The sequence below is a fragment of the Amycolatopsis sp. NPDC052450 genome (assembly GCF_044547565.1).
Classification (GTDB): Bacteria; Actinomycetota; Actinomycetes; order Mycobacteriales; family Pseudonocardiaceae; genus Amycolatopsis.
Genome location: NZ_JBIUAQ010000011.1, coordinates 125069 through 142982 on the forward strand (window position 1 = coordinate 125069; position 17914 = coordinate 142982).

The following is a 17914-nucleotide window of genomic DNA, read 5'->3' on the forward strand; positions in this document are numbered from 1 at the left end:
CGATCGGACGAACGGGGTGAACCGACCTTTCAGGGGACACCGGTGAACACGTTGTGTTTTCAGGGACACCCCTCCTTTCGGGGGAACTCGGCCGACCCTAAAGAAAGGGTTCAACATAGCCGAATATGAGCTGTCGGCCGAACCGAGGTTTGCGGCCGCGGACCATTTCGAGTAGCCGAAGGGGATACGTGTCAGTGAATGAGACCGCTCTCGCCACGAGAGCGGAACCGGACCGTGAAAGGGCACGGACCACTGGACGGTCGCATGTCGTTCTGCCCGCGTTCAACGAAGAAACGGCCTTGCCCGTTCTGCTGGAACGGCTCGCCGAGGCCGCGCTCACCGAAGAACTCACCGTTTGGGTGGTCGACGACGGTTCGTCCGATCGTTCCGCGGCCGTGGCCGAAGCCGGATTCGGCGGACTGGAAGTGCGCGTCGTACGGCACGCGGTCAATCTCGGCCTTGGTCGCGCCGTGCAAACCGGTCTCCGCGCCGCACTGGAAGAATCGGGTGCCGACGACATCATCGTCGTCATGGACGCCGACGACACCCACGATCCCGGTTTGATCCGACGGCTGCGTGAAGAGATCGCCGCCGGCGCGGATGTCGCCATCTGTTCCCGGTTCGTCCCCGGTGGCGACGATCGGACCGCGCCACCGGTCAGGCGGCTGCTTTCCCTTGGCGCCGCCCAGCTTTTCCGGCGGACCCTCGCTGTCGAAGGGGTCCGCGACTTCACCAGCGGTTACCGCGCGTATCGCGCGACGCTGCTGGAGAGGGCCTCGGCTCACTGGGGTGACCGGCTCATCGAAGAGCAGGGCTTCGCCTGCATGGTGGAGCTTCTGCTCAAGCTCCGTCACTGCGGCCCGGTGATCAAGGAGGTTCCGCTCGTCCTGCAGTACGACCGCAAGCGGGGGCCGAGCAAGCTCAAGCTTCGGCGAACCCTCGTGCAATACCTGAAACTGCTCGTCCGCGACCGGCTCAGCCCGGCGCCGTACCGGAAGCTGTGATCCTCCGGTGACAACCACGTTCTCCTCTCCCGTCGCGGTGATCGGCGGCGGAATCTGCGGCCTGGCCACGGCTCATCGGCTCGCCCGCCGCGGGGTCCGGGTCACCCTGCTCGAGGCCGGTGACCAGCTCGGCGGGCTCGGCACGTTCTTCTCGCACGGCGATCAGGCGGTGGAACGGTTCTATCACTGCGTCATGCCGACCGACGCCGATCTCCTCGCACTACTGGACGAAGTGGGCTTGAAGGACGCCGTGCGCTGGCGGAAGACGACGATGGGCATGGTCGTCGACGGCCGCCGTCATCGCTTCAACTCCGCCCTCGACCTGCTGCGGTTCACCCCGTTGCGGCTCCACGAGCGGGTCCGCTTCGGCCTCGCGTCCTTGATGCTGCGGCGGTGGGGAAGCGGCCGGGACCTCGACCTGCTCCGCACCGAGGACTGGCTGCGCGGACTCTACGGCCGCCGTATCTGGGAAGAGTTCTTCGCTCCGATGTTCGGCTCGAAGTTCGGTCCCTCCTTCGGTGACGTCCCCGCCCTGTACCTGTGGCAGCGACTCGGCCGTGAACGCAATGTCGCGACGCGTGGGTACCCGGACGGGGGCTACCGAAAGATCATCGACGCGCTACGGGCGTCCATTGAGGACGCGGGCGGGACGATTCGCCTGTCGACACCGGTCGATCGGCTGAGCAGCACCACTGGCGGCTGCTCACTCACCCTGCCTGGCGGTGAGGTGCTGGATGTGGACAAGGTGGTGTCGACCGTTCCGCTGCCACAGTTGCGCCGGCTCGCCGACGATGAACTCGCGGAGCGCCTGCCGGGAAGCGATCTCCGGTACCAGGGAGTGGTCACCGGCGTGTTCTTCCTTCGCCGCCGGCTGAGCGGACACTATTGGACACCGGTGTTGCGCTCCGGTACGGGGTTCGACGGCGTGGTGGAGATGTCCGCCCTCACCGGTACCGGAATACACGGCGGCGCGAATCTCGTCTACGTCATGCGCTACACCGATCGTTCATCCCGCCTCTACCACGGCGAGCCGGACCGTATCGCCGCACAATGGACGAATCAGCTCAGGGACCTCTTCCCCGAGCTGCGCCCGGAGGACGTCGAGTCCGTGCGGGTGTTCAAGGCACCGTTCGTCGAGCCGGTGTACCCCCTGGGATACCTGGCGGCGCGGCCACCCGTCACGGTCGACGGTACGAGCCTGTTCTTGGCGACCACCGCACACGTGTACCCGGACGTCACGAGCTGGAACTCGAGCGTCAAGCTCGCCAACCACGTGACCGGCCTTGTCTTCGAGAGCCTCGGACGGCAGGACACCGGTGAGCGGGTGCCCTGAGCGGCTCACCCCGGCGCGACCATTTCCCCGATGGCGTCGACGATCCGCTGCGAGGCGAACCCGTCCCCATACGGGGAAGGGATGTGCCGCAGCCGTTCGCGGTGCCCGGCCACGTCGTCCAGCCACACGGCCGCCTCCGCACCGATCCGCGGTCCGGGCGGCACCAGTGTCCCGAAGTCACCGGAGATCTCCGGGCGCTCGGTACTCCGGCGAACCACGATCACCGGTCGTTTCAGCACACTCGCTTCTTCTTGGATACCGCCGGAATCCGAGATGAGGACCGCCGCTTCGGCGGCGAGTGCGAGGAAAGAGGGGTACGACTGCGGTTCGAGCACCAGGAGCGGGACGAGGAGCCGGGTCAGGCCGAACCGCCGCACGCTCTTGCTCGTCCGGGGATGCAACGGGAGCACCACCGGGAGCGGCAGCCTGCCGAGTTCTCGCAGGATCTCCGACAGCCGTGCGGGATCGTCGACGTTCTCCGGCCGGTGGAGCGTCGCGAGAACGTATCCGTCCCGGCGCAATCCGCGAACGGACAGGAGATCGGCCCTGGCCGCCGCGGGCGGGAGCCCGGCCAGAAGCGCCTCGACGACCGTGTTGCCGGTGACCGCGATCCGTTCGGCGGGAATGTTCTCGGCGGCGAGGTTTCGCCGATTGAGGTCGGTCGGGGCACAGCAGAGATCGGCGAGATGGTCGATGAGGACACGGTTGTGTTCTTCGGGCATCGCCCGGTCATGACTGCGCAGCCCGGCCTCGACGTGCACGAGCGGGAGTTCCCGGGCGTTCGCCGCCAGGGCCCCGGCGAGCGCGGACGTCGTGTCACCCTGCACCAGCACCACCGGAGGAGGGAAATCGGCCAGTGCCCTGTCGACGGCGCTGATCGCTTGGCCGAGCTGCGCGGCACGGCCGTCGACGGTCACGCCCAGTTCACGAAAACGCTGGGACGACGGCAAGTCCGCGCGGATACGCGAGTACAACGACTCGTCGTAGTGCTGTCCTGTGTAGACGACGGCGCAACGGTCGCCGAGGCATCGCATCAACGGGGACAGTTTGATGAGTTCCGGCCGCGTCCCGCAGACCAGCACGACACCACCGGCCATCGCCTGCCGTCGCAGCCGGGGAAGCACATCCATCCGCTCTTCCGGTGGCGCGCCGGCACCGGTGACGATCGACATACGGAGGTCCTTTCGGCTTCGGTCTGCACGCACGCTACCCACCGATACCACCGGCGACGCCTCGATCAATCCATTGTGTGGTCCGGTTGCGGCACCCACCAGAAAGAACACCACTCGAATAGGGTGGACCGATCGAACGCCCATACAGAATGGGAAACCCTTGCTCAAGAAATACTTCGCCCTGACGGCCGTGGTGCTCGCGGCCGCGGTCACCACGTCCGTTCCGCGCTCGGACGCCTCATCGGGCTTTCTGCTCCCCGATCTCCGTCAGGCACCACCAGGGTGCGCCGGAGGGTTCTCCGGTGATCCGCTCAAGTGCACCCATTGGGACGTGTGCATGGTGATCGATCCGGCCGCGCCGAACGGCCGCTGTGTGCTTCCCGCCGCCGCGAAAGCCGTCAGGATCCGCTTCACCAGTTCGGAAGAGAACATCGGCGACGGACCGTTGCTGCTCTACGGCCGGCGCGACGACACGAAACAGCCCCGCATGTCCGTCCGTCAGGCCCTGCGCGACGCCAAGGACGGGTCCATCCCCGCCGGCTACAACGCGGCACAGCGACCGACCCGCGCCTTCACGTACTACGAACCGGCCATGGCCCATCAGCATTGGCACTTGATGAACTTCGAACATTTCGCGCTGACGTCGAAGCGCGGTGAAGTCGTCGTCACCGACCGCAAGAACGGGTTCTGCCTCGGCGACCGGTTCCCCATCGCCGACCCGGTCAAGCCTGCCCGTGTTCCGGGGACCACCGGTCCCGACGCGGAACTCGCCGAACGTCTCCGCGCGAACAACTGCCGCCATCACGAACCGAACGCACTCGACGTCGTCGAAGGGATCTCCGTCGGATCAGGTGACGACTACAAGTACGACGTCGACTTCCAGTGGCTGGACATCACCGACGTTCCCTCCGGCCTCTACACGCTGGTGAACACGGTGAACGGGGACCGCACACTGCTGGAGACGGATTACGGGAACAATTCCTCGTCCGTGGCGCTGTCGATCGAATGGCCGGATGGCGAACCCGGGTTGTCCGGAGCCCTTTCGCGGGGGCCGGTCGTCAAATTCCTCCGCAGTTGCCCTGGAACGGCACACTGCGGTTGACGGGAATCGCGCCGGCTGGCGGTGATCGCGATCTCTGGCGAGAATAGAGATCAGTCGCCGATCGGGACGGCGGGATGAGAGGCCAGGCTACCCGGACCGTGCCGGGTGCCTGGCCTCATCCATCGGCTGAGCGGCCCGGGGAACAGAAAAACCGCCGCGCGGAGAGATCTCCACGCGGCGGCTCGACGGAGTCGCTCAGTTCCCTTGCAGGGTCCCGCCGTCTTCGATGATGCCGCTGGCGCAGTTGTCCGGGGTGGCGCCTTCGGCCTCGGTCGCACCCGGGGACAGGACCGGAACGGCGATGCCTTCGGCGACGTCGCGGACCGGGACCTGCACGCCGAGCACGTTCACGTTGTTGTCGCAGACGCCGCCGACGACGTTGAGGTTGTGGACCGCGTCGAGGTTCTGGACGTTGGCGAATCCGAGCTGGCCGTTGTGGTCGACCGGGTAGTCCTCGACGGCGGTGCCCGCCGCGGAGGCGGTTCCGCCGACGATCGCCATTCCGGCGGCGAGGGCGGTGGCGACGAAGCCGAACTGCTTGATCATTTGAAAGACTCCTGAGGATACTGCCTCACCGCGTGCGCAGGTGAGGTCGATTATGGTCCGTTCACGTCGTGCGGGGACGCCTTTGCCTGGCTTCTTGACCGGCCCCGCCCGTGCCGGCGTCGCTCCGCGTCGCGGGCGCGCCCGGAGTACGGAGCAGGAGTGTGCAGCTCTCCCCGTACTCCGGGCACCCACCACGACAGCGATGCGAATCGCCGGCCCCTGTGCCCCGGTCGCCTTCTGTGCACGCGAGGACGACCGTGGCACCGAGACTTTCTAGTTGTCCTGCACCGTGCCACCGTCGGTGACGCCACTCGCGGCACAGTTGTACGGCGAAGCACCTTCGGCCTCGTGCGAGCCCGGCGAGAGAATCGGCACCCCGATGCCGTTGAGCGAGTCACGGATCGGCACCTGGACACCCAGGACGTTCACGTCGTTGCCACAAAGGCCGAGCGTGCCGTTCACGTTGTGCAGAACGTCGACGTTGTTCATGTTGACCAGGCCGACCTGGCCGCTGTGGTCATAGTCGTAGTAGTAGTCGTCGGGGGTGTCGGCGGACGCGACACCCCCGGTGATGAAGGCTCCGGCGGCGATCGCGGCCGCGACAAAGCCGATCTTCTTCAGCATTTGGGAATCTCCTCGATTCGAAGATCGCTTCGGACGGACGTCAAGCAGCGTGCTTCTGTCCTGCGACGAGGAAAACCTACTGACATCGAATGGTCTTTTCCATGCGCTGCCACCATCGTGTAGGTACCGCACGGCCCTGAACACGCGGCACGTGGCCCGATCGGGTTAAGCGCCTTTCCTTGGCGCGGCAGGAAACCATGGAGCCAAAACGAATCCGGGCGGGCGATCGGCGCCGCAGACCGATGCCGCTTCACCGCCGCGGCCTCGAATACCTTGGGATTACACCGAACGAGACCATCCTCAACGCACGAACCAGCGATGCCGTCACCCGGTCGGATTGCCTGCTTCGCTTTCCCGGCAACGGATTCCCAGGCAGCCCGAAGACCTCGCCACCGCAGTGTGCAGGCAAAACCCGGCTCGCGGACACGAAGACCGCTCCGGTCTCCTGTCATCGTGTGTGTACTCTCCCCAAGAAAGCGCCGCACCTCTGATCGCCGAGGTGGCCGCGCACCACCTGATTACCCATCGCCTCGACAAACGGAGGATGTGGTGGTGAATGCCCTTGTCCTGGACGGCCGACGTGAACCGCGTGAGCGCATGGTCCGTTTGCTCGCGGGCGCACCGGGGATGCGGCGCGTCGGATCCGCCGGGACCAGCACCGAACTGATCGCCGCGTTTCGTGCCCTGCCGTCGGAAATCGTCTTCTTGAGCGCCCGCATACGATCGGACGTCCTGACGGAGACGATCAAGACGATCGTCATGCTCCGGCCCGGCACGACGGTCGTGATCTTCGGCGCGCCGGAGTCGGCCCACCTCGCTGTCGATGCGATCAGGGAGGGCGCATCCGCGTTCCTCGCCTGTGAAGCGAGCGGTACAAGCACCGGGCCGGCCGGCACACTGCCCGGCTCCTTCTCACTGCCGAGGCCCCGTGCCACCGTGGAACAAGAGCCGGCCTTGTCCAAGCGGGAGATCGAAGTGCTGCGCGGGATCAGCCTCGGCAAAACGAACAACGAGATCGGCAATGACCTCCGCCTCGCGGAGGACACGGTGAAAACCCACGCACAGCGGCTGTTCAAGAAGCTGGCCGCCACCGATCGCGCGCACGCGGTCGGCCAAGCGATGCGCAAGAACCTCATCAGCTAGGCGTTTCCGGACACACATCGGGATCGAGCGCCCCGCATCCCGGGTCACCAAGCCGCTCGTCCATCCATGCATATTCCAGAAAGACAGGGTTCGCGTTCGCATGCCCGGGGGAAGAATTGAATGACCAACTCGTGACCGTGCCCTTGAGCGCGGCTTTCACTCCGCAGCTGGTCTGCACGACCGGCGACCGCCTGATCCATCCGGCGGACGGCCGCAATGACCTCGCCCGCATCGTCGTGCGCTGGGCGCGAAGATGGGTTCCCGAAACCTGGCCCGCGCGCGAGTACTTCGACGCGCTGGGAATCGGCGACTCCGAATCACCCTGCTACCACGACGAATCGGTCGTAGGCTGGCTTCTCATCGAACCTCGGCCGAATTCACTGGCATGGCAAGTGCGCACCGGGAGAATCGACATCACCACCGCGCTCACCGCCGAAGCCGAAGCCTGGCCTGATCGATATCACGCTTGAAGTAGACGAGGGCCCCTTTCCCTGCGCTTGGCGCAAGGAAAGGGGCCCTCGTGTGTACTCGGAACCTCGACAGCGGTCCTACTTCGGCAGGAGGTTCCCCGCCGAGCCGGTGAGCTGCTGCACCGCGGGCAGCCCGAGTACCCCGTTCTCCGCCAATGCGGGCGAGTTCTGGGACAGCGGGGCGATTTCACCGAGCACGGGCAATCCACCGTTCGTGGCCATCTGCGTGGGGAGAAGCGACCCGCCCATGGGCAAAAGCCCGCCCACCAAGGGAAGCGAAGAGGCGGGAGTCGCGGTCTTCGGCGCATCGGTGTGGAAAGCGGTCACCCTGGTGCCCGAGCCGGCGTCAAGCGGGTCGGTGGCGACGGTCGTGTCGACCGGAGCGGGCAGTACCGCGAATTCGCCGTGGACGGGAAGTGCCGGCTTCACCGCCGGAAGCGAGTCGTGTGCCTGCTCCACGCGGGAGAGAATCGGAAGGGCAGGCAACTCGGCGGCACCCAGTTCGGCGCCCAGCGGAGCGTTCAGGTCCGGCTCCTGCGCGTCGCCCGCGACATCGCCGGGCTGCAACGGAAGGAAGTCCAGCAACCCCGCCGGCACCGGGTAGACCGGCCCGACCGGGGTGGTGGTGGGCGGCACCGCCGCGGGGACATCGTTCAGCACCGCGTCGACGGACGGCTGCAAGGAATCCTCGTCCGCCGCGTCCAGCTGCTCCAGCGGCCGCGCCTGCTGCATGGCCTCGGTCAGTCCGGCGGCCGCGGGGGCGACGATTTGATCCAGCGGGGTGGCAGGCAGATCGCGGTCGGCTTTCTCGCTCGCCGAGGCGGCACCCGTGGCCAGCATCAGCAGTCCACCGGTGGTCGCCGTGATCTGCAGAAGGTACTTCAAGCGGTTTTGCATGACAAAACTCCTCTAGTGACAAAATGGGAATAATTCGTGGCGTACCGTTGAAACGGGTCGCGGGCGAGCGCCACGCGGAAAGGGAACTACGGCATCGAACGCCGTGGGAAAGCGGCGATCGCCGCGGCAAAGCGACCACGTCTGGAAGGGAGAACCAACACCGAACGCGTAGGTGGTCGCGACAGGATCAGCCGGGTGTGACGTCCGGCCGGAGCACCACGGCCAGTGCGGCCTGGTGGCCGTCATCGTTGCAGTCCAGCGAAACCCGATCGGCCTGGGCAGGGTGCCCAGGCAGGACAGCGCCACTCCCGTGGTCGCCGCCGCATGCCACAGCGAGACTTGTCGACGTGCCGCACAGTGACAGCGGTGACCACGGCGGAATCGTCTTTCCCGCGGTGTGACCGGAAGTGCGTGCGCGCGACGCTGTGGACGAAGGCTCGTCGGGAGACTCGTCCCGGCAAGCTGCGAAGCGGCCGGTGCGGCCGTCCGCCGAACCCCGATATTCCAGAGCGGAGAAGGCGATCACCGGGTTCGACACCGGCTGGCCGGCGGCGGATGCCTTGACCCCCATGAGGTCTCGATCGACATCACCCGGCCGCGCCAGGACGGCAGCGTCCAAGGTAGCGATCGTGTGGCGGGCGGCCTCGTCGGCGGCCGTGACCACACTCGCCATGGACTTCGCTGTGTCGTCAAGGTTCTTCACCGAGAGGACCGCACGCTCGACGAGTGATACCGCACTCTTCGATTTCCCGGTCGGTATCGGCGTCGCGGCCACGGGCAGCGACGGAATCGCCACTGCGGAGATCGGGACACCCAACCCCGCCGGTGTCACCGATTTCGGCGGATCACTCTCGACCGCGGTCCTCGGAGCGATCCATTCGGACGCTTCCTCGATGACCGGGATATCAGCCTTCGCGGTGACATCGCCCGCGATCCATCCCACGACGGTCGCCGCGACCACACCGCCCACCAAGACGAGCACACGGGCCAGAAGACGACCGACGCGCACTGCGTCGGTCGGCTGGCTTCCCATGTGCGTCACAGCGCTGACTTCCCTTGATCGTCAATTCTCGGCATGGCCGGCATCGCGTGCCGTTATCGCTGGTGAATGTTAATTGCGACGCATATGGACAGCCACCCGCACCCCCGGCGAAAAACCGGCCGTTGGCGACGTGCACGGCCGGACAGGACCGTTTATTCGAAGCTGACCAGCGACAATTCAATGAGTACCACCGCGGTGACAAGGTCAATACCCACCAGGCCGCTCCACTCGAACAAGTGACCACGAGACGGAAATAACGGCGCGCGCCCGTAACACGATCGCGGGAACCGTGTCCGTGTTCGCGCGGCAAACCGTGCCGTTCACTCGTCAAACGCGCCCGTGCCGTGCGGCCCCGGCGCGAGAACACCTGCACAGGCACGCCGCTTCTCGACGAAGGCCGACATGCGCGGAAGCGCACGAACGAAGCCGGACATCCGTGTGCCACAAACGAAGGCAGGCGTTGGTGAAGTACGTGATCAGTGACGACCGGCCGGCCTTCTCCGCTACAAGGACGTCTTCACCGCATGGGTCGGAGACTGGACTCCCCGGGCATGGCATGAGGCAGCCACCACGCGCGAAGACGGCAGCCAGCCAGACAGCACCATCGACAAAGATCGGCGATGGACTGGACGAGGTCATCACCGATGTCGGCATGATCGCGACACTGATGGCGATTTCACCGTCGCTGAACTGGCCGACCGACAGGTCATCGCCGGCTGCGGCTCGATCTGCTCGGCTCACCGATCACCCCGTACCTCGAGCGCCGGAAGGAGGCGACAGGGCAAGAGGGCTGCACGGCGGACGAACTCGACTCGGCGCGTTTCGCGCTCGGTTGGCCGCGCTGACGAGGTCAGGAGTTGATCGCGGGTCCTACCCTGGTCGCCATGACCGTTCATCTTGTCGTGACCACAGCAACACCAGATCGGGAATCCGGCGAGAAGCTGGCGGGCTCGGCCGTCGCTGCCCGCCTCGCCGGTACCGCGCAGGTCGTCGGCCCGGTCACGTCGTTCTTCTGGCATCTCGGCGAAAGCGGCCAGGGCGAGGAGTTCAACGTGACGTTCAAAACGACCGACGCGCGGTACGCCGAGCTGGAGGCGCACATCATCGAGAACCACCCGTGGAACAAGCCCGAGGTGACGGCCGTCGAGCTGGTCCGCGGCTCGGCGGACTATTTCGCGTGGGCCGAGGAGTCCACACGGCCCAGCTAGACCTCCAGCCGGGCGAGGAGATCGGCGACGGCCGGTGTCGAACGGTGGCCGGCGAGTCTGCGCGCCACCGTTTCGATCCGACGTGCCGGACGGACTGACGTGGCACCCGCGGCGAGGTCCGCCGCGTGGCCCAGCGTCGCCGCGGCCTGCTCGACCTCGCGTGCCTGGAGGTAGGACGTGGCCAGCCACGTCAGGTACAGGGCCTTATCGCGCGCGTGCGTGTCGTCGAACTCGCCAAGCACCCGCTCCAGGACCGGGACGGCGCGCAGCGGCCGCCGGAGCTCGGCCCAGCAGCGGCCGGCCATGATGTCGATTTCGGCGGTGTCGACCCAGAACACCCAATCCGGTTCCGGCCTGGTCGCCGGGGCGTTCAGTGCCTCGCGCGCAAGGTTGAGCGCACGGTCAGCTTCCTGTGCCTCCCCTGCTGTCGCGTGCGCCCAGGCTTTCCGTTCAAGCAGCAGGGCCCCAACCTTCGGCGTGGCGACCTGGCGCGCGACCTCGTACGAGTCCGTCGCGAGCGCGGTCCCGCTCTGCTGCGTTGCCGTCTTCTGGTATGCGGCATAGGCGAGCGCGTTCCCCGCGAGATCGAATGCCTGCGCGTCCTCGGCGTTCTTCCGGCTGTCGTCGTACAGCTGTTCCGCGAGCGCGTGCTGCCCGTGGTCGAATGCTGCCCATCCGGCCTGCTGCTGCTGTTCGGCGAGCAGTGCAAGCAGTTCTCGCCCAATGTCCTCGGTGTGGCTGGATTCCCGTATCAGCCGTTGCGTGAATTTCGCTTCGGCACTGTAGACCGGGAAGGTTTCGGCGCCGCCCATGATGTTGTCCAGGCGCCGTAGCCGAGCCGTACGGCGGCGCAATTCCGCGATGTCGGATCGACCGATCCGGCGATCAGTGGGCTGATCGGTACGCGCGAGCGGAATTGCCAGTGCGGCGATTGCTCCGATGAATTCCCGCCGTTGCACACCGCCCGTCCTTTCCTTTCGCCGTTTAGCCCGTGCAGTGGAAACAGCACGCTTGATCATGTTCCCTTCGACCCCGAAACTGGCGGCGAGGTATTCCTGCCAGAACGGAGTCGGTAGCCGCCGCTCGGCCTCCCAACGGGAGACCTCGTTTCTGCTGATGGCCTGTCCCGATAGCTCCGACAGAACCGCGGCTTGATCGGTTTGCGACCGTCCCGTGTCCTCGCGCAGGGTCCGGAGCAGTTCGCCGATGCTGTCCTGCTCCACAGGCACCCCTCACCTCGCTTGGCCCACAGGCGGCCATCATGCGCCCGGCCCCGGCTTCTGGCCACCCCTTCGGAATGGCCACCCCTCGGGCTCCTCTCACCAGGCATTATCGCTCTTAGCGTCAACATCGTGACTAACCGGACTGATCGGGCCCCTGGGCGGGGCCGTAGCAACGGATTCTCCGACCTCGGTTTCGACCAGCTCGGCCGGCGGCGGTCGGGCGAGATCCGCCGACCGCGGATTCCATCACCTCGTAGCGGGTCGCTCTCGCGTGCGGCCGAGTACGAATGGCGCGGGTTCCTGCTCAGCGCGGAAGCACACCTGTACCTACGCGCGCAGCTGGCGCCGGACGTGGACTGGCCGCCCATGCTGCTGCCGTGGTGTGAAGAGAACCGGCCAGAGCCGCGGCGCCACGAGCGCGACAGCATCAGCCGCGAGCGAATCGCAGCGCCGACGGAGAATGCGCGATGCCCGCTGTGTCGCGACAAGCTGCTGACGGCGAACGCGGAGGCACGCAGTGGACAAGCGTGACCGTGACCTTCTCGCGAGTATCGCGCGGGTCAATGCGGACATCGGCAAGGCCACGCTGGACCTGCTGACCTTGCAGCCCTCGGACGAGCACTACGCGGCCGGACGCGCTAGCGAGCTGGACGGCCAGGAACTACCCGCGGACCTGTTCGGCATCGAAGCAGCGGCAACCGATCCGCTGCCATAGTCCGCCCGGCGTCGCGCTTCCTCGACGCGGCGTCGGGCCGGCCTGGTCAGCGTGCTCGCCTCCCCTGGTGCGCGCTGACCAGGCGTCTGAATCCCCCGACGCCCTATCTCCGGACGGCGGGGAGCCGGGGCTGGTGCGTGGCCATGGCCAATTTGCCGGGCGCACCGGCCCCGGCGCCTACCCACAACCAGAAAGGCCAGACAAATGGCGGGCGCGATGCGCTGGTGGAACGACGGCGACGACGACCTACCCGACCCAGTCAAGTCCGAATACGACGAGGAGTAGGGGCCGATGGCGCGCGAACGCAACCCCGCGGGGACCAGCCCCACCAATCCCGGACCGGGCAAGGGCACACCGACAAGGCCCACAGACAAAAACTCCGGTCCGCCGAATGTCCCCAAGCCGCCGGACCCCCCACCGAGGTGATAGCCGTGCCCAAGAAACGACGGCGACGCGACCGCCGAAGCTGCCTTGTCGGTGGCCAGGCCGGAAACAGTGCCCCCGGGCACGCGGGAAGTGGACCACCAGGACAACCGGCCGGGCCGACGTACCCCGGTGCCGGCTATCCATCCTGGCGGTTCGCTTGGCTTCCACGGCCGCCGGAGGAGGACGACGGCAGCTAGAATCGGGCCATGCGGACAGCCCGAGAAATGAGCAGGCTAGCGGCCGTGTTCCTCGCGGGAGGCGCCGAAGCCCGCTTCTACGCCCAGGATCTCCGGCGTGCAGCGGCCGTCAGCCACCGGCGGCTGGCGGACATGCTGGCGGAAATGCGTAACCTCGGTTGGATCGCCCACGAGTTCGACAAGTCCACACCTGACTGGCGGCCGTACTACACGCTCACGGACGCCGGTCGGCGCGAACTGACGCCGTAGCACCGAAAGCTCTGAGCTTCGCGGCGAACGCGAGCAACCATGTGGCCACGTGATGTTGCTCATCGGCCCTCGCCACCGCGGTTCGACGTTGTACTAAATCGACTTATCACCGGGGAAAGCTTGCAGAACCGGTTCACAAGGAGGCAGCCCAAGGCACCGGAGACAGTACTTCCGAGAGCAAGAGGGCAGCGGCTGCTCGACATGTAGGGCGGGAAGCACTTCTTAGCGAAATGAGGAATCGCGACCTGGTTATCGTTAAGATCCGCGGCAAAATGAACGAATGGGACTACCCGCCGCCAACATTGTCAAACGAACTTCGCTATTTGAACGACAAGACCGAGGAAAATTACGCATTCTCAAATCAAAGCCTCATCGACATTCTACCAAAACCGGTTGACCATGGCGGATGAGGTCTACGACGAGGCGGCCGAAGTCGAGATCAACACGCAGCTGACGGAAGTCGGGTACGAGTTGGAAGAGGCCGATCCGAAGTCCGAGGCGTCGACTCGGCGGGTTCCAGTCGACGCCGAAGGAATGCGCCTCCTGCGCGAGCACCGCGCCTGGCAGCGTCGCGAACGGTTGCGCCTCGGCCCGGCATGGTGGACTCCGGGCGGGTCTGGACCCAGCCGGACGGTCAGCCCTGCGGCCGTCGTGGATCGGCGACGAGTTCGAACGACACTGCAAAGCGGCGGGCGCCGATCCGGCTGCACGATCTCCGACACGTCGCGGCGACTCTCATGCTCCTGGCGGGCATCGACTTGAAGGTGGTCCAGGAAACGCTCGGACACTCGTCGTGGGTCGTCACGCGGGACACGTACACGAGCGTCCTGCCCGAGCTGGCGCCGAAGCCACGGTGGCAGTCGTACCTCGTCGGGAAACGCGCGGGCACCCATGCGATAGGCGGCTAGCTACAACCGAAGACGGAAAACACCAGATAGATGGGCGTCTTCGGTGGGATGCGAAGTGAGCCGCCAAGGGGGCTCGAACCCCTGACCTTCTGTTTACAAGTTCCAGCGCCGACCTGCGGATAGTCTGCGGCCTGGGTTTCGCTGAGTATGAGAGGCGGCAAACTGGGCGTATTTGGCGTAGGTGTGCAGCAGTTCGTGGACCGGAACGTGGACCAAGATCAATGTGGTCCCCGCGGCGGCTGGCTGAGGGCCGTGGTGGCTCCATCCGAGGCGCCTCCCGCGATGTCGGTGTAGCGCGCCGGGCCAGCGGGACGACACTGTGGTCATGAACATCGAATTGGGTGACGCCGTCGCGGCCCTGCGGGACGAACTGCTGGACGCTGTCGATCGCGCCACGACCGCCGAGGTCGAGTTCGCGGTGGGGCCGATCGAGCTGGAGTTCGCCGTGGAGTTGCGCAAGGACGTCAAGGCCAAGGCTGGGTTCAAGGCGTGGGTGGTGTCAGCCGACGCCGAGGCCGGCGTGTCTCAGACGACCAAGCACAAGGTCACCGTGACGCTGAACCCGCGCAAGCCCGGCGGTGGCGACATGATCGTGTCGAACAAAGCTGCTGGCAAGGACGGTCCTGGGGACGTGACCGGGCACATCGGCCGCTGACCGGCGACCGTTCAAGGGGAGGGACTTGACGGGTGGAGCGGGAGCGGGTTGTGGCCGTGTCCGGCCCGGGGGGTGACGGCTCTGGCTACGTCATCGCGCCGCGGCTGGTATTGACCTCGGCGCACGTCGTGACCGGCGCCGAGGCGTCGATCACGGTGTTTCGGCCCGGCGTGCCCGGCACCGTCACCGCGCGCCCGGTGTGGTGCGGAACCCCGGCAGGGCGTGATGACGCCGCGCTGGTGCTCATCGACGACCCGATGTGGGCACCGCTGCTCGACGCGCCGACCGTGTGGGGTCGCACCGTCACCTACCAACCCGGGATCGCCTGCCATGCCTGCGGTAGGCCGCAGATCGTCCAACGCGACGGCCGACCGGCGGACACCGCCCAGGTCACCGGCTCCCTCAACCCGGGCAGTCAGATCGTCGCCGACCGATACCTGATCGAGCTTGACCAATTCCCGCCCGAGGGTAACTCGCCGTGGGCGGGGATGTCCGGCGCGGCGGTGTTCTGCGGCGACCTACTCGCCGGAGTCGTCGCAGTCGACCCCGGACACCGTCGACACGCGGCGTTGGAGGCGGTCCCGGCCTACGTTCTGCTCCACGACGAGACGTTCGTGGCGGTGTTGACCGAGTACCGCGGCGGCAACGCGCCGCGGTGTGAGGCGATCGAACTCCAGCCCTTGTCCGATGCGAGAAGCCACGTGCCAGCGGGGGAACCGGTCCGTTCGCCGGCAGCGTTGCTGACCGCGCACCGTGCGGTGGTGCCGTTCCGCGGCCGGGACGAAATCCTGGGTGACCTGCGTGCGTGGGCAGCACAGCCGGGCGTCGGGGTCTGGTTACTGCACGGCCCGGGAGGTCAGGGCAAAACCCGGCTGGCGCACGAGTTCGCCGAACGGCTGCAGGGCGACGATCAGCCGTGGGCGACGGTCTGGCTGAACCCTGTGGCGGATGCCGCGAGTATCGCGGTTGTGGCGGCGCTGTCGTCGACGGTGCTGATCGTGGTGGACTACGCGGAAAACCGCGCCGAGCAGCTCACCGCCCTGTTCACAGCACTAGCCCGGACAGCACCGACCGCTTCGGTGAAGGTGCTGCTGCTGGCCCGGACCGCGGGTGCGTGGTGGGACGAATTTGCCGCGACCGGCAGCGACACAGTCCGCGACATCGTAGAGCTGGTTCGCCTGCAGTCTCTGCCGGTGCTGGATGCGACACCGCAGGCACGCTCCCTGACCTACCGGGCGACGGCGTCTGCGTTCGCGACAGCTCTACGCGCGGTGCCCGGCCTGTCCGACCAGCCGTGGGCTGAGTTCGCGGCCGCACTGCCCGAATCGGCGGGTGGCGCCTCGACGGTACTGGCAGTCCAGATGACCGCCTTGGCAGACTTGCTCGACCTAGTGCCCTCCGGTTCTGCTGATCTTCATGTTGCTCCAGGTTCGCCGGGGCCTGAGGACCGTGTGCTGACGCATGAACGGGGATACTGGAAGTCCACCGCGACCGCCCAGGGATTGTTACCGGGGTTGACGTTGGCAACGTTGACCGATTTTGTGATCGCCACCGCAGTACTCGGCCCAGACACCGTCGGCGATGTCGGCACCGTGGTGGCGCGAGTACCGGGGCTGGCCGATCAGCCGGTGGACCGGCAAGAGGCAGTCAGCGCGTGGCTGCTGAGCGTGTATCCCGCCGGTGACGACGGCACTTTCGAAGGCCTGGTACCGGACCGGTTGGCTGAGCGGCTGGTCGGCCGCTCGATCCTGGAGACGAGGCGTACGTGTGTCGTGGAGCGCCTGGCGGCACAGGCCAATGCAGAGGAAGCCAGGCAACTATTGACGGTCTGTACGCGAGCGGCAGCACACGCCGTTTTCGGCTCTCGTGTCGGTGACTGGGTGACGCGGTGGTGCGTCGAACAAGCAGACACACTGGCCGTGGCGGCAATTGACGTCGCAACGAGAGTGGAGGTACCGCTGCCGCTGGTGCGAGCGATCAAACAAATTGCCGTCACTAACACGGTGGATACCTCGCTGTTGGAACGTATGGACAATGCGATCCCGTTACGTAGTCAGGTTCTCGCTGAGGCCGCGGCAACGATCGGCGAAGTATTGGTTGGCCGTCAGCGGCAGGCCATAGCAAAAGATCCAGGTCTGGACGGTGCCAACCTCGCCATGAGTCTGAGCAACCTCGCGAACAGACTGGGCGTCCTGGGACGGCACGAAGCTGGCCTCGAGGCCGCCACCGAAGCCGTCGCGACCCACCGCCGACTGGCCGAACAGCGCCCCGACGCCTTCCTCCCCGACCTCGCCATGAGCCTGAACAACCTCGCGAACAGACTGGGCGCCCTGGGACGGCACGAAGCTGGCCTCGAGGCCGCCACCGAAGCCGTCGCGACCCACCGCCGACTGGCCGAACAGCGCCCCGACGCCTTCCTCCCCAACCTCGCCATGAGCCTGAACAACCTCGCGGGCCGCCTGGCAGCCCTGGGACGACGGGAAGAAGCACTCGAGGCCATCACCGACGCCGTCACGGCCTACCGCCGACTGGTAGAACAGCGCCCCGACGCCTTCCTCCCCGACCTCGCCACAAGCCTCCATAACCTCGCGAACGGACTGGGCGATCTGGGACGACGGGAGGAAGCGCTCGAGGCCGCCACCGAAGCCGTCACGATCCGACGCCGGCTGGCACAGCAGCGCCCCGACGCCTTCCTCCCCGACCTCGCCTCGAGCCTGAACAACCTCGCGGGCCACCTGGCCGCCCTGGGACGGCACGAAGCTGGCCTCGAGGCCGCCACCGAAGCCGTCACGATCCGACGCCGGCTGGCACAGCAGCGCCCCGACGCCTTCCTCCCCAACCTCGCCACGAGCCTGAACAACCTCGCGGGCCACCTGGGCGCCCTGGGACGGCACGCAGCTGGCCTCGAGGCCGCCACCGAAGCCGTCACGATCCGACGCCGGCTGGCACAGCAGCGCCCCGACGCCTTCCTCCCCGACCTCGCCTCGAGCCTGAACAACC

18 protein-coding genes are annotated in these 17914 nt (G+C 66.7%); 12 read left to right on the forward strand and 6 right to left on the reverse strand.

The genetic code is table 11. The features are described from left to right. Positions 1 to 194: 194 nt before the first annotated feature. Together ACIHAO_RS20260 and ACIHAO_RS20265 are read left to right on the forward strand one after the other, a co-directional pair. On the forward strand, positions 195 to 1004 hold the full coding sequence (locus tag ACIHAO_RS20260) for a glycosyltransferase (protein ID WP_396559949.1): 810 nt from the start codon (positions 195 to 197) through the stop codon (positions 1002 to 1004). 7 nt (positions 1005 to 1011) lie between these two features. Continuing rightward, the gene (locus ACIHAO_RS20265) at positions 1012 to 2337 is read left to right on the forward strand and encodes an NAD(P)/FAD-dependent oxidoreductase (protein ID WP_396559951.1); all 1326 of its coding nucleotides are present in this window, start codon (positions 1012 to 1014) and stop codon (positions 2335 to 2337) included. A gap of 5 nt (positions 2338 to 2342) precedes the next feature. On the opposite strand, the gene wecB is transcribed toward ACIHAO_RS20265, so the two are convergent. After that, on the reverse strand, positions 2343 to 3509 hold the full coding sequence (gene wecB, locus ACIHAO_RS20270) for a non-hydrolyzing UDP-N-acetylglucosamine 2-epimerase (protein WP_396559953.1): 1167 nt from the start codon (positions 3507 to 3509) through the stop codon (positions 2343 to 2345). Positions 3510 to 3669: 160 nt separating this feature from the next. Between wecB and ACIHAO_RS20275 the strand changes: the two genes are divergently transcribed. Beyond that, a complete protein-coding gene (locus ACIHAO_RS20275; protein ID WP_396559955.1) occupies positions 3670 to 4611 on the forward strand; it encodes a lysyl oxidase family protein in 942 nt (313 codons plus the stop codon). Positions 4612 to 4806: 195 nt separating this feature from the next. Here ACIHAO_RS20275 and ACIHAO_RS20280 read toward each other — a convergent pair whose 3' ends face one another. Continuing rightward, on the reverse strand, positions 4807 to 5157 hold the full coding sequence (locus tag ACIHAO_RS20280) for a hypothetical protein (RefSeq protein ID WP_396559957.1): 351 nt from the start codon (positions 5155 to 5157) through the stop codon (positions 4807 to 4809). A 273-nt stretch (positions 5158 to 5430) separates the two neighbouring features. After that, positions 5431 to 5781, reverse strand: coding sequence for a hypothetical protein (locus ACIHAO_RS20285; RefSeq protein WP_396559959.1), 351 nt, complete (start codon positions 5779 to 5781; stop codon positions 5431 to 5433). A gap of 546 nt (positions 5782 to 6327) precedes the next feature. Between ACIHAO_RS20285 and ACIHAO_RS20290 the strand changes: the two genes are divergently transcribed. Then, positions 6328 to 6924 (forward strand): DNA-binding response regulator, encoded by a 597-nt coding sequence (locus tag ACIHAO_RS20290; protein WP_396559961.1) that lies wholly within the window; start codon positions 6328 to 6330, stop codon positions 6922 to 6924. 131 nt (positions 6925 to 7055) lie between these two features. After that, positions 7056 to 7394: a hypothetical protein gene (locus ACIHAO_RS20295; protein ID WP_396559963.1), complete on the forward strand. Its 339-nt coding sequence runs from the start codon at positions 7056 to 7058 to the stop codon at positions 7392 to 7394. Positions 7395 to 7472: 78 nt separating this feature from the next. Here ACIHAO_RS20295 and ACIHAO_RS20300 read toward each other — a convergent pair whose 3' ends face one another. Together ACIHAO_RS20300 and ACIHAO_RS20305 are read right to left on the reverse strand one after the other, a co-directional pair. Beyond that, positions 7473 to 8291 (reverse strand): hypothetical protein, encoded by an 819-nt coding sequence (locus tag ACIHAO_RS20300; RefSeq protein ID WP_396559965.1) that lies wholly within the window; start codon positions 8289 to 8291, stop codon positions 7473 to 7475. A 187-nt stretch (positions 8292 to 8478) separates the two neighbouring features. Further along, complete coding sequence (locus ACIHAO_RS20305) at positions 8479 to 9273, reverse strand: hypothetical protein (RefSeq protein ID WP_396559967.1); 795 nt, start codon at positions 9271 to 9273, stop codon at positions 8479 to 8481. Positions 9274 to 10217: 944 nt separating this feature from the next. Between ACIHAO_RS20305 and cutA the strand changes: the two genes are divergently transcribed. Next, positions 10218 to 10541, forward strand: coding sequence for a divalent-cation tolerance protein CutA (cutA, locus tag ACIHAO_RS20310; RefSeq protein ID WP_396559969.1), 324 nt, complete (start codon positions 10218 to 10220; stop codon positions 10539 to 10541). Here the strand turns inward: cutA and ACIHAO_RS20315 are convergent. Next, positions 10538 to 11764: a helix-turn-helix domain-containing protein gene (locus ACIHAO_RS20315; RefSeq protein ID WP_396559971.1), complete on the reverse strand. Its 1227-nt coding sequence runs from the start codon at positions 11762 to 11764 to the stop codon at positions 10538 to 10540. The two genes, cutA and ACIHAO_RS20315, sit on opposite strands and share 4 nt — an antisense overlap. 129 nt (positions 11765 to 11893) lie before the next feature. Between ACIHAO_RS20315 and ACIHAO_RS20320 the strand changes: the two genes are divergently transcribed. From ACIHAO_RS20320 to ACIHAO_RS20345, 6 genes are all read left to right on the forward strand, one after another. Continuing rightward, entirely contained in the window at positions 11894 to 12295 is a 402-nt protein-coding gene (locus ACIHAO_RS20320; RefSeq protein WP_396559973.1) for a hypothetical protein, read from the forward strand. Beyond that, the gene (locus ACIHAO_RS20325; RefSeq protein WP_396559975.1) at positions 12282 to 12479 is read left to right on the forward strand and encodes a hypothetical protein; all 198 of its coding nucleotides are present in this window, start codon (positions 12282 to 12284) and stop codon (positions 12477 to 12479) included. Before ACIHAO_RS20320 ends, ACIHAO_RS20325 begins: the two co-directional genes overlap by 14 nt. Positions 12480 to 13111: 632 nt before the next feature. After that, entirely contained in the window at positions 13112 to 13351 is a 240-nt protein-coding gene (locus ACIHAO_RS20330) for a hypothetical protein (RefSeq protein ID WP_396559977.1), read from the forward strand. Between the two features lie 596 nt (positions 13352 to 13947). Then, positions 13948 to 14259, forward strand: a complete 312-nt coding sequence (locus tag ACIHAO_RS20335; protein WP_396559979.1) for a tyrosine-type recombinase/integrase — start codon at positions 13948 to 13950, stop codon at positions 14257 to 14259. A gap of 325 nt (positions 14260 to 14584) precedes the next feature. After that, positions 14585 to 14914 (forward strand): trypco2 family protein, encoded by a 330-nt coding sequence (locus tag ACIHAO_RS20340; protein WP_396559981.1) that lies wholly within the window; start codon positions 14585 to 14587, stop codon positions 14912 to 14914. A 32-nt stretch (positions 14915 to 14946) separates the two neighbouring features. Then, a partial coding sequence (locus ACIHAO_RS20345) for a tetratricopeptide repeat protein (protein ID WP_396559983.1) occupies positions 14947 to 17914 on the forward strand: 2968 nt, incomplete at its 3' end.

What these genes read in the sequence shown, in the direction of transcription:
- ACIHAO_RS20330 (WP_396559977.1), top strand. Translation starts at nt 13,112, where the DNA reads ATGCGGACAGCCCGAGAAATGAGCAGGCTAGCGGCCGTGTTCCTCGCG.
- ACIHAO_RS20340 (WP_396559981.1), top strand. Translation starts at nt 14,585, where the DNA reads ATGAACATCGAATTGGGTGACGCCGTCGCGGCCCTGCGGGACGAACTG.
- ACIHAO_RS20300 (WP_396559965.1), bottom strand. Translation starts at nt 8,291, where the DNA reads ATGCAAAACCGCTTGAAGTACCTTCTGCAGATCACGGCGACCACCGGT.
- cutA (WP_396559969.1), top strand. Translation starts at nt 10,218, where the DNA reads ATGACCGTTCATCTTGTCGTGACCACAGCAACACCAGATCGGGAATCC.
- ACIHAO_RS20285 (WP_396559959.1), bottom strand. Translation starts at nt 5,781, where the DNA reads ATGCTGAAGAAGATCGGCTTTGTCGCGGCCGCGATCGCCGCCGGAGCC.
- ACIHAO_RS20280 (WP_396559957.1), bottom strand. Translation starts at nt 5,157, where the DNA reads ATGATCAAGCAGTTCGGCTTCGTCGCCACCGCCCTCGCCGCCGGAATG.
- ACIHAO_RS20335 (WP_396559979.1), top strand. Translation starts at nt 13,948, where the DNA reads ATGGTGGACTCCGGGCGGGTCTGGACCCAGCCGGACGGTCAGCCCTGC.
- wecB (WP_396559953.1), bottom strand. Translation starts at nt 3,509, where the DNA reads ATGTCGATCGTCACCGGTGCCGGCGCGCCACCGGAAGAGCGGATGGAT.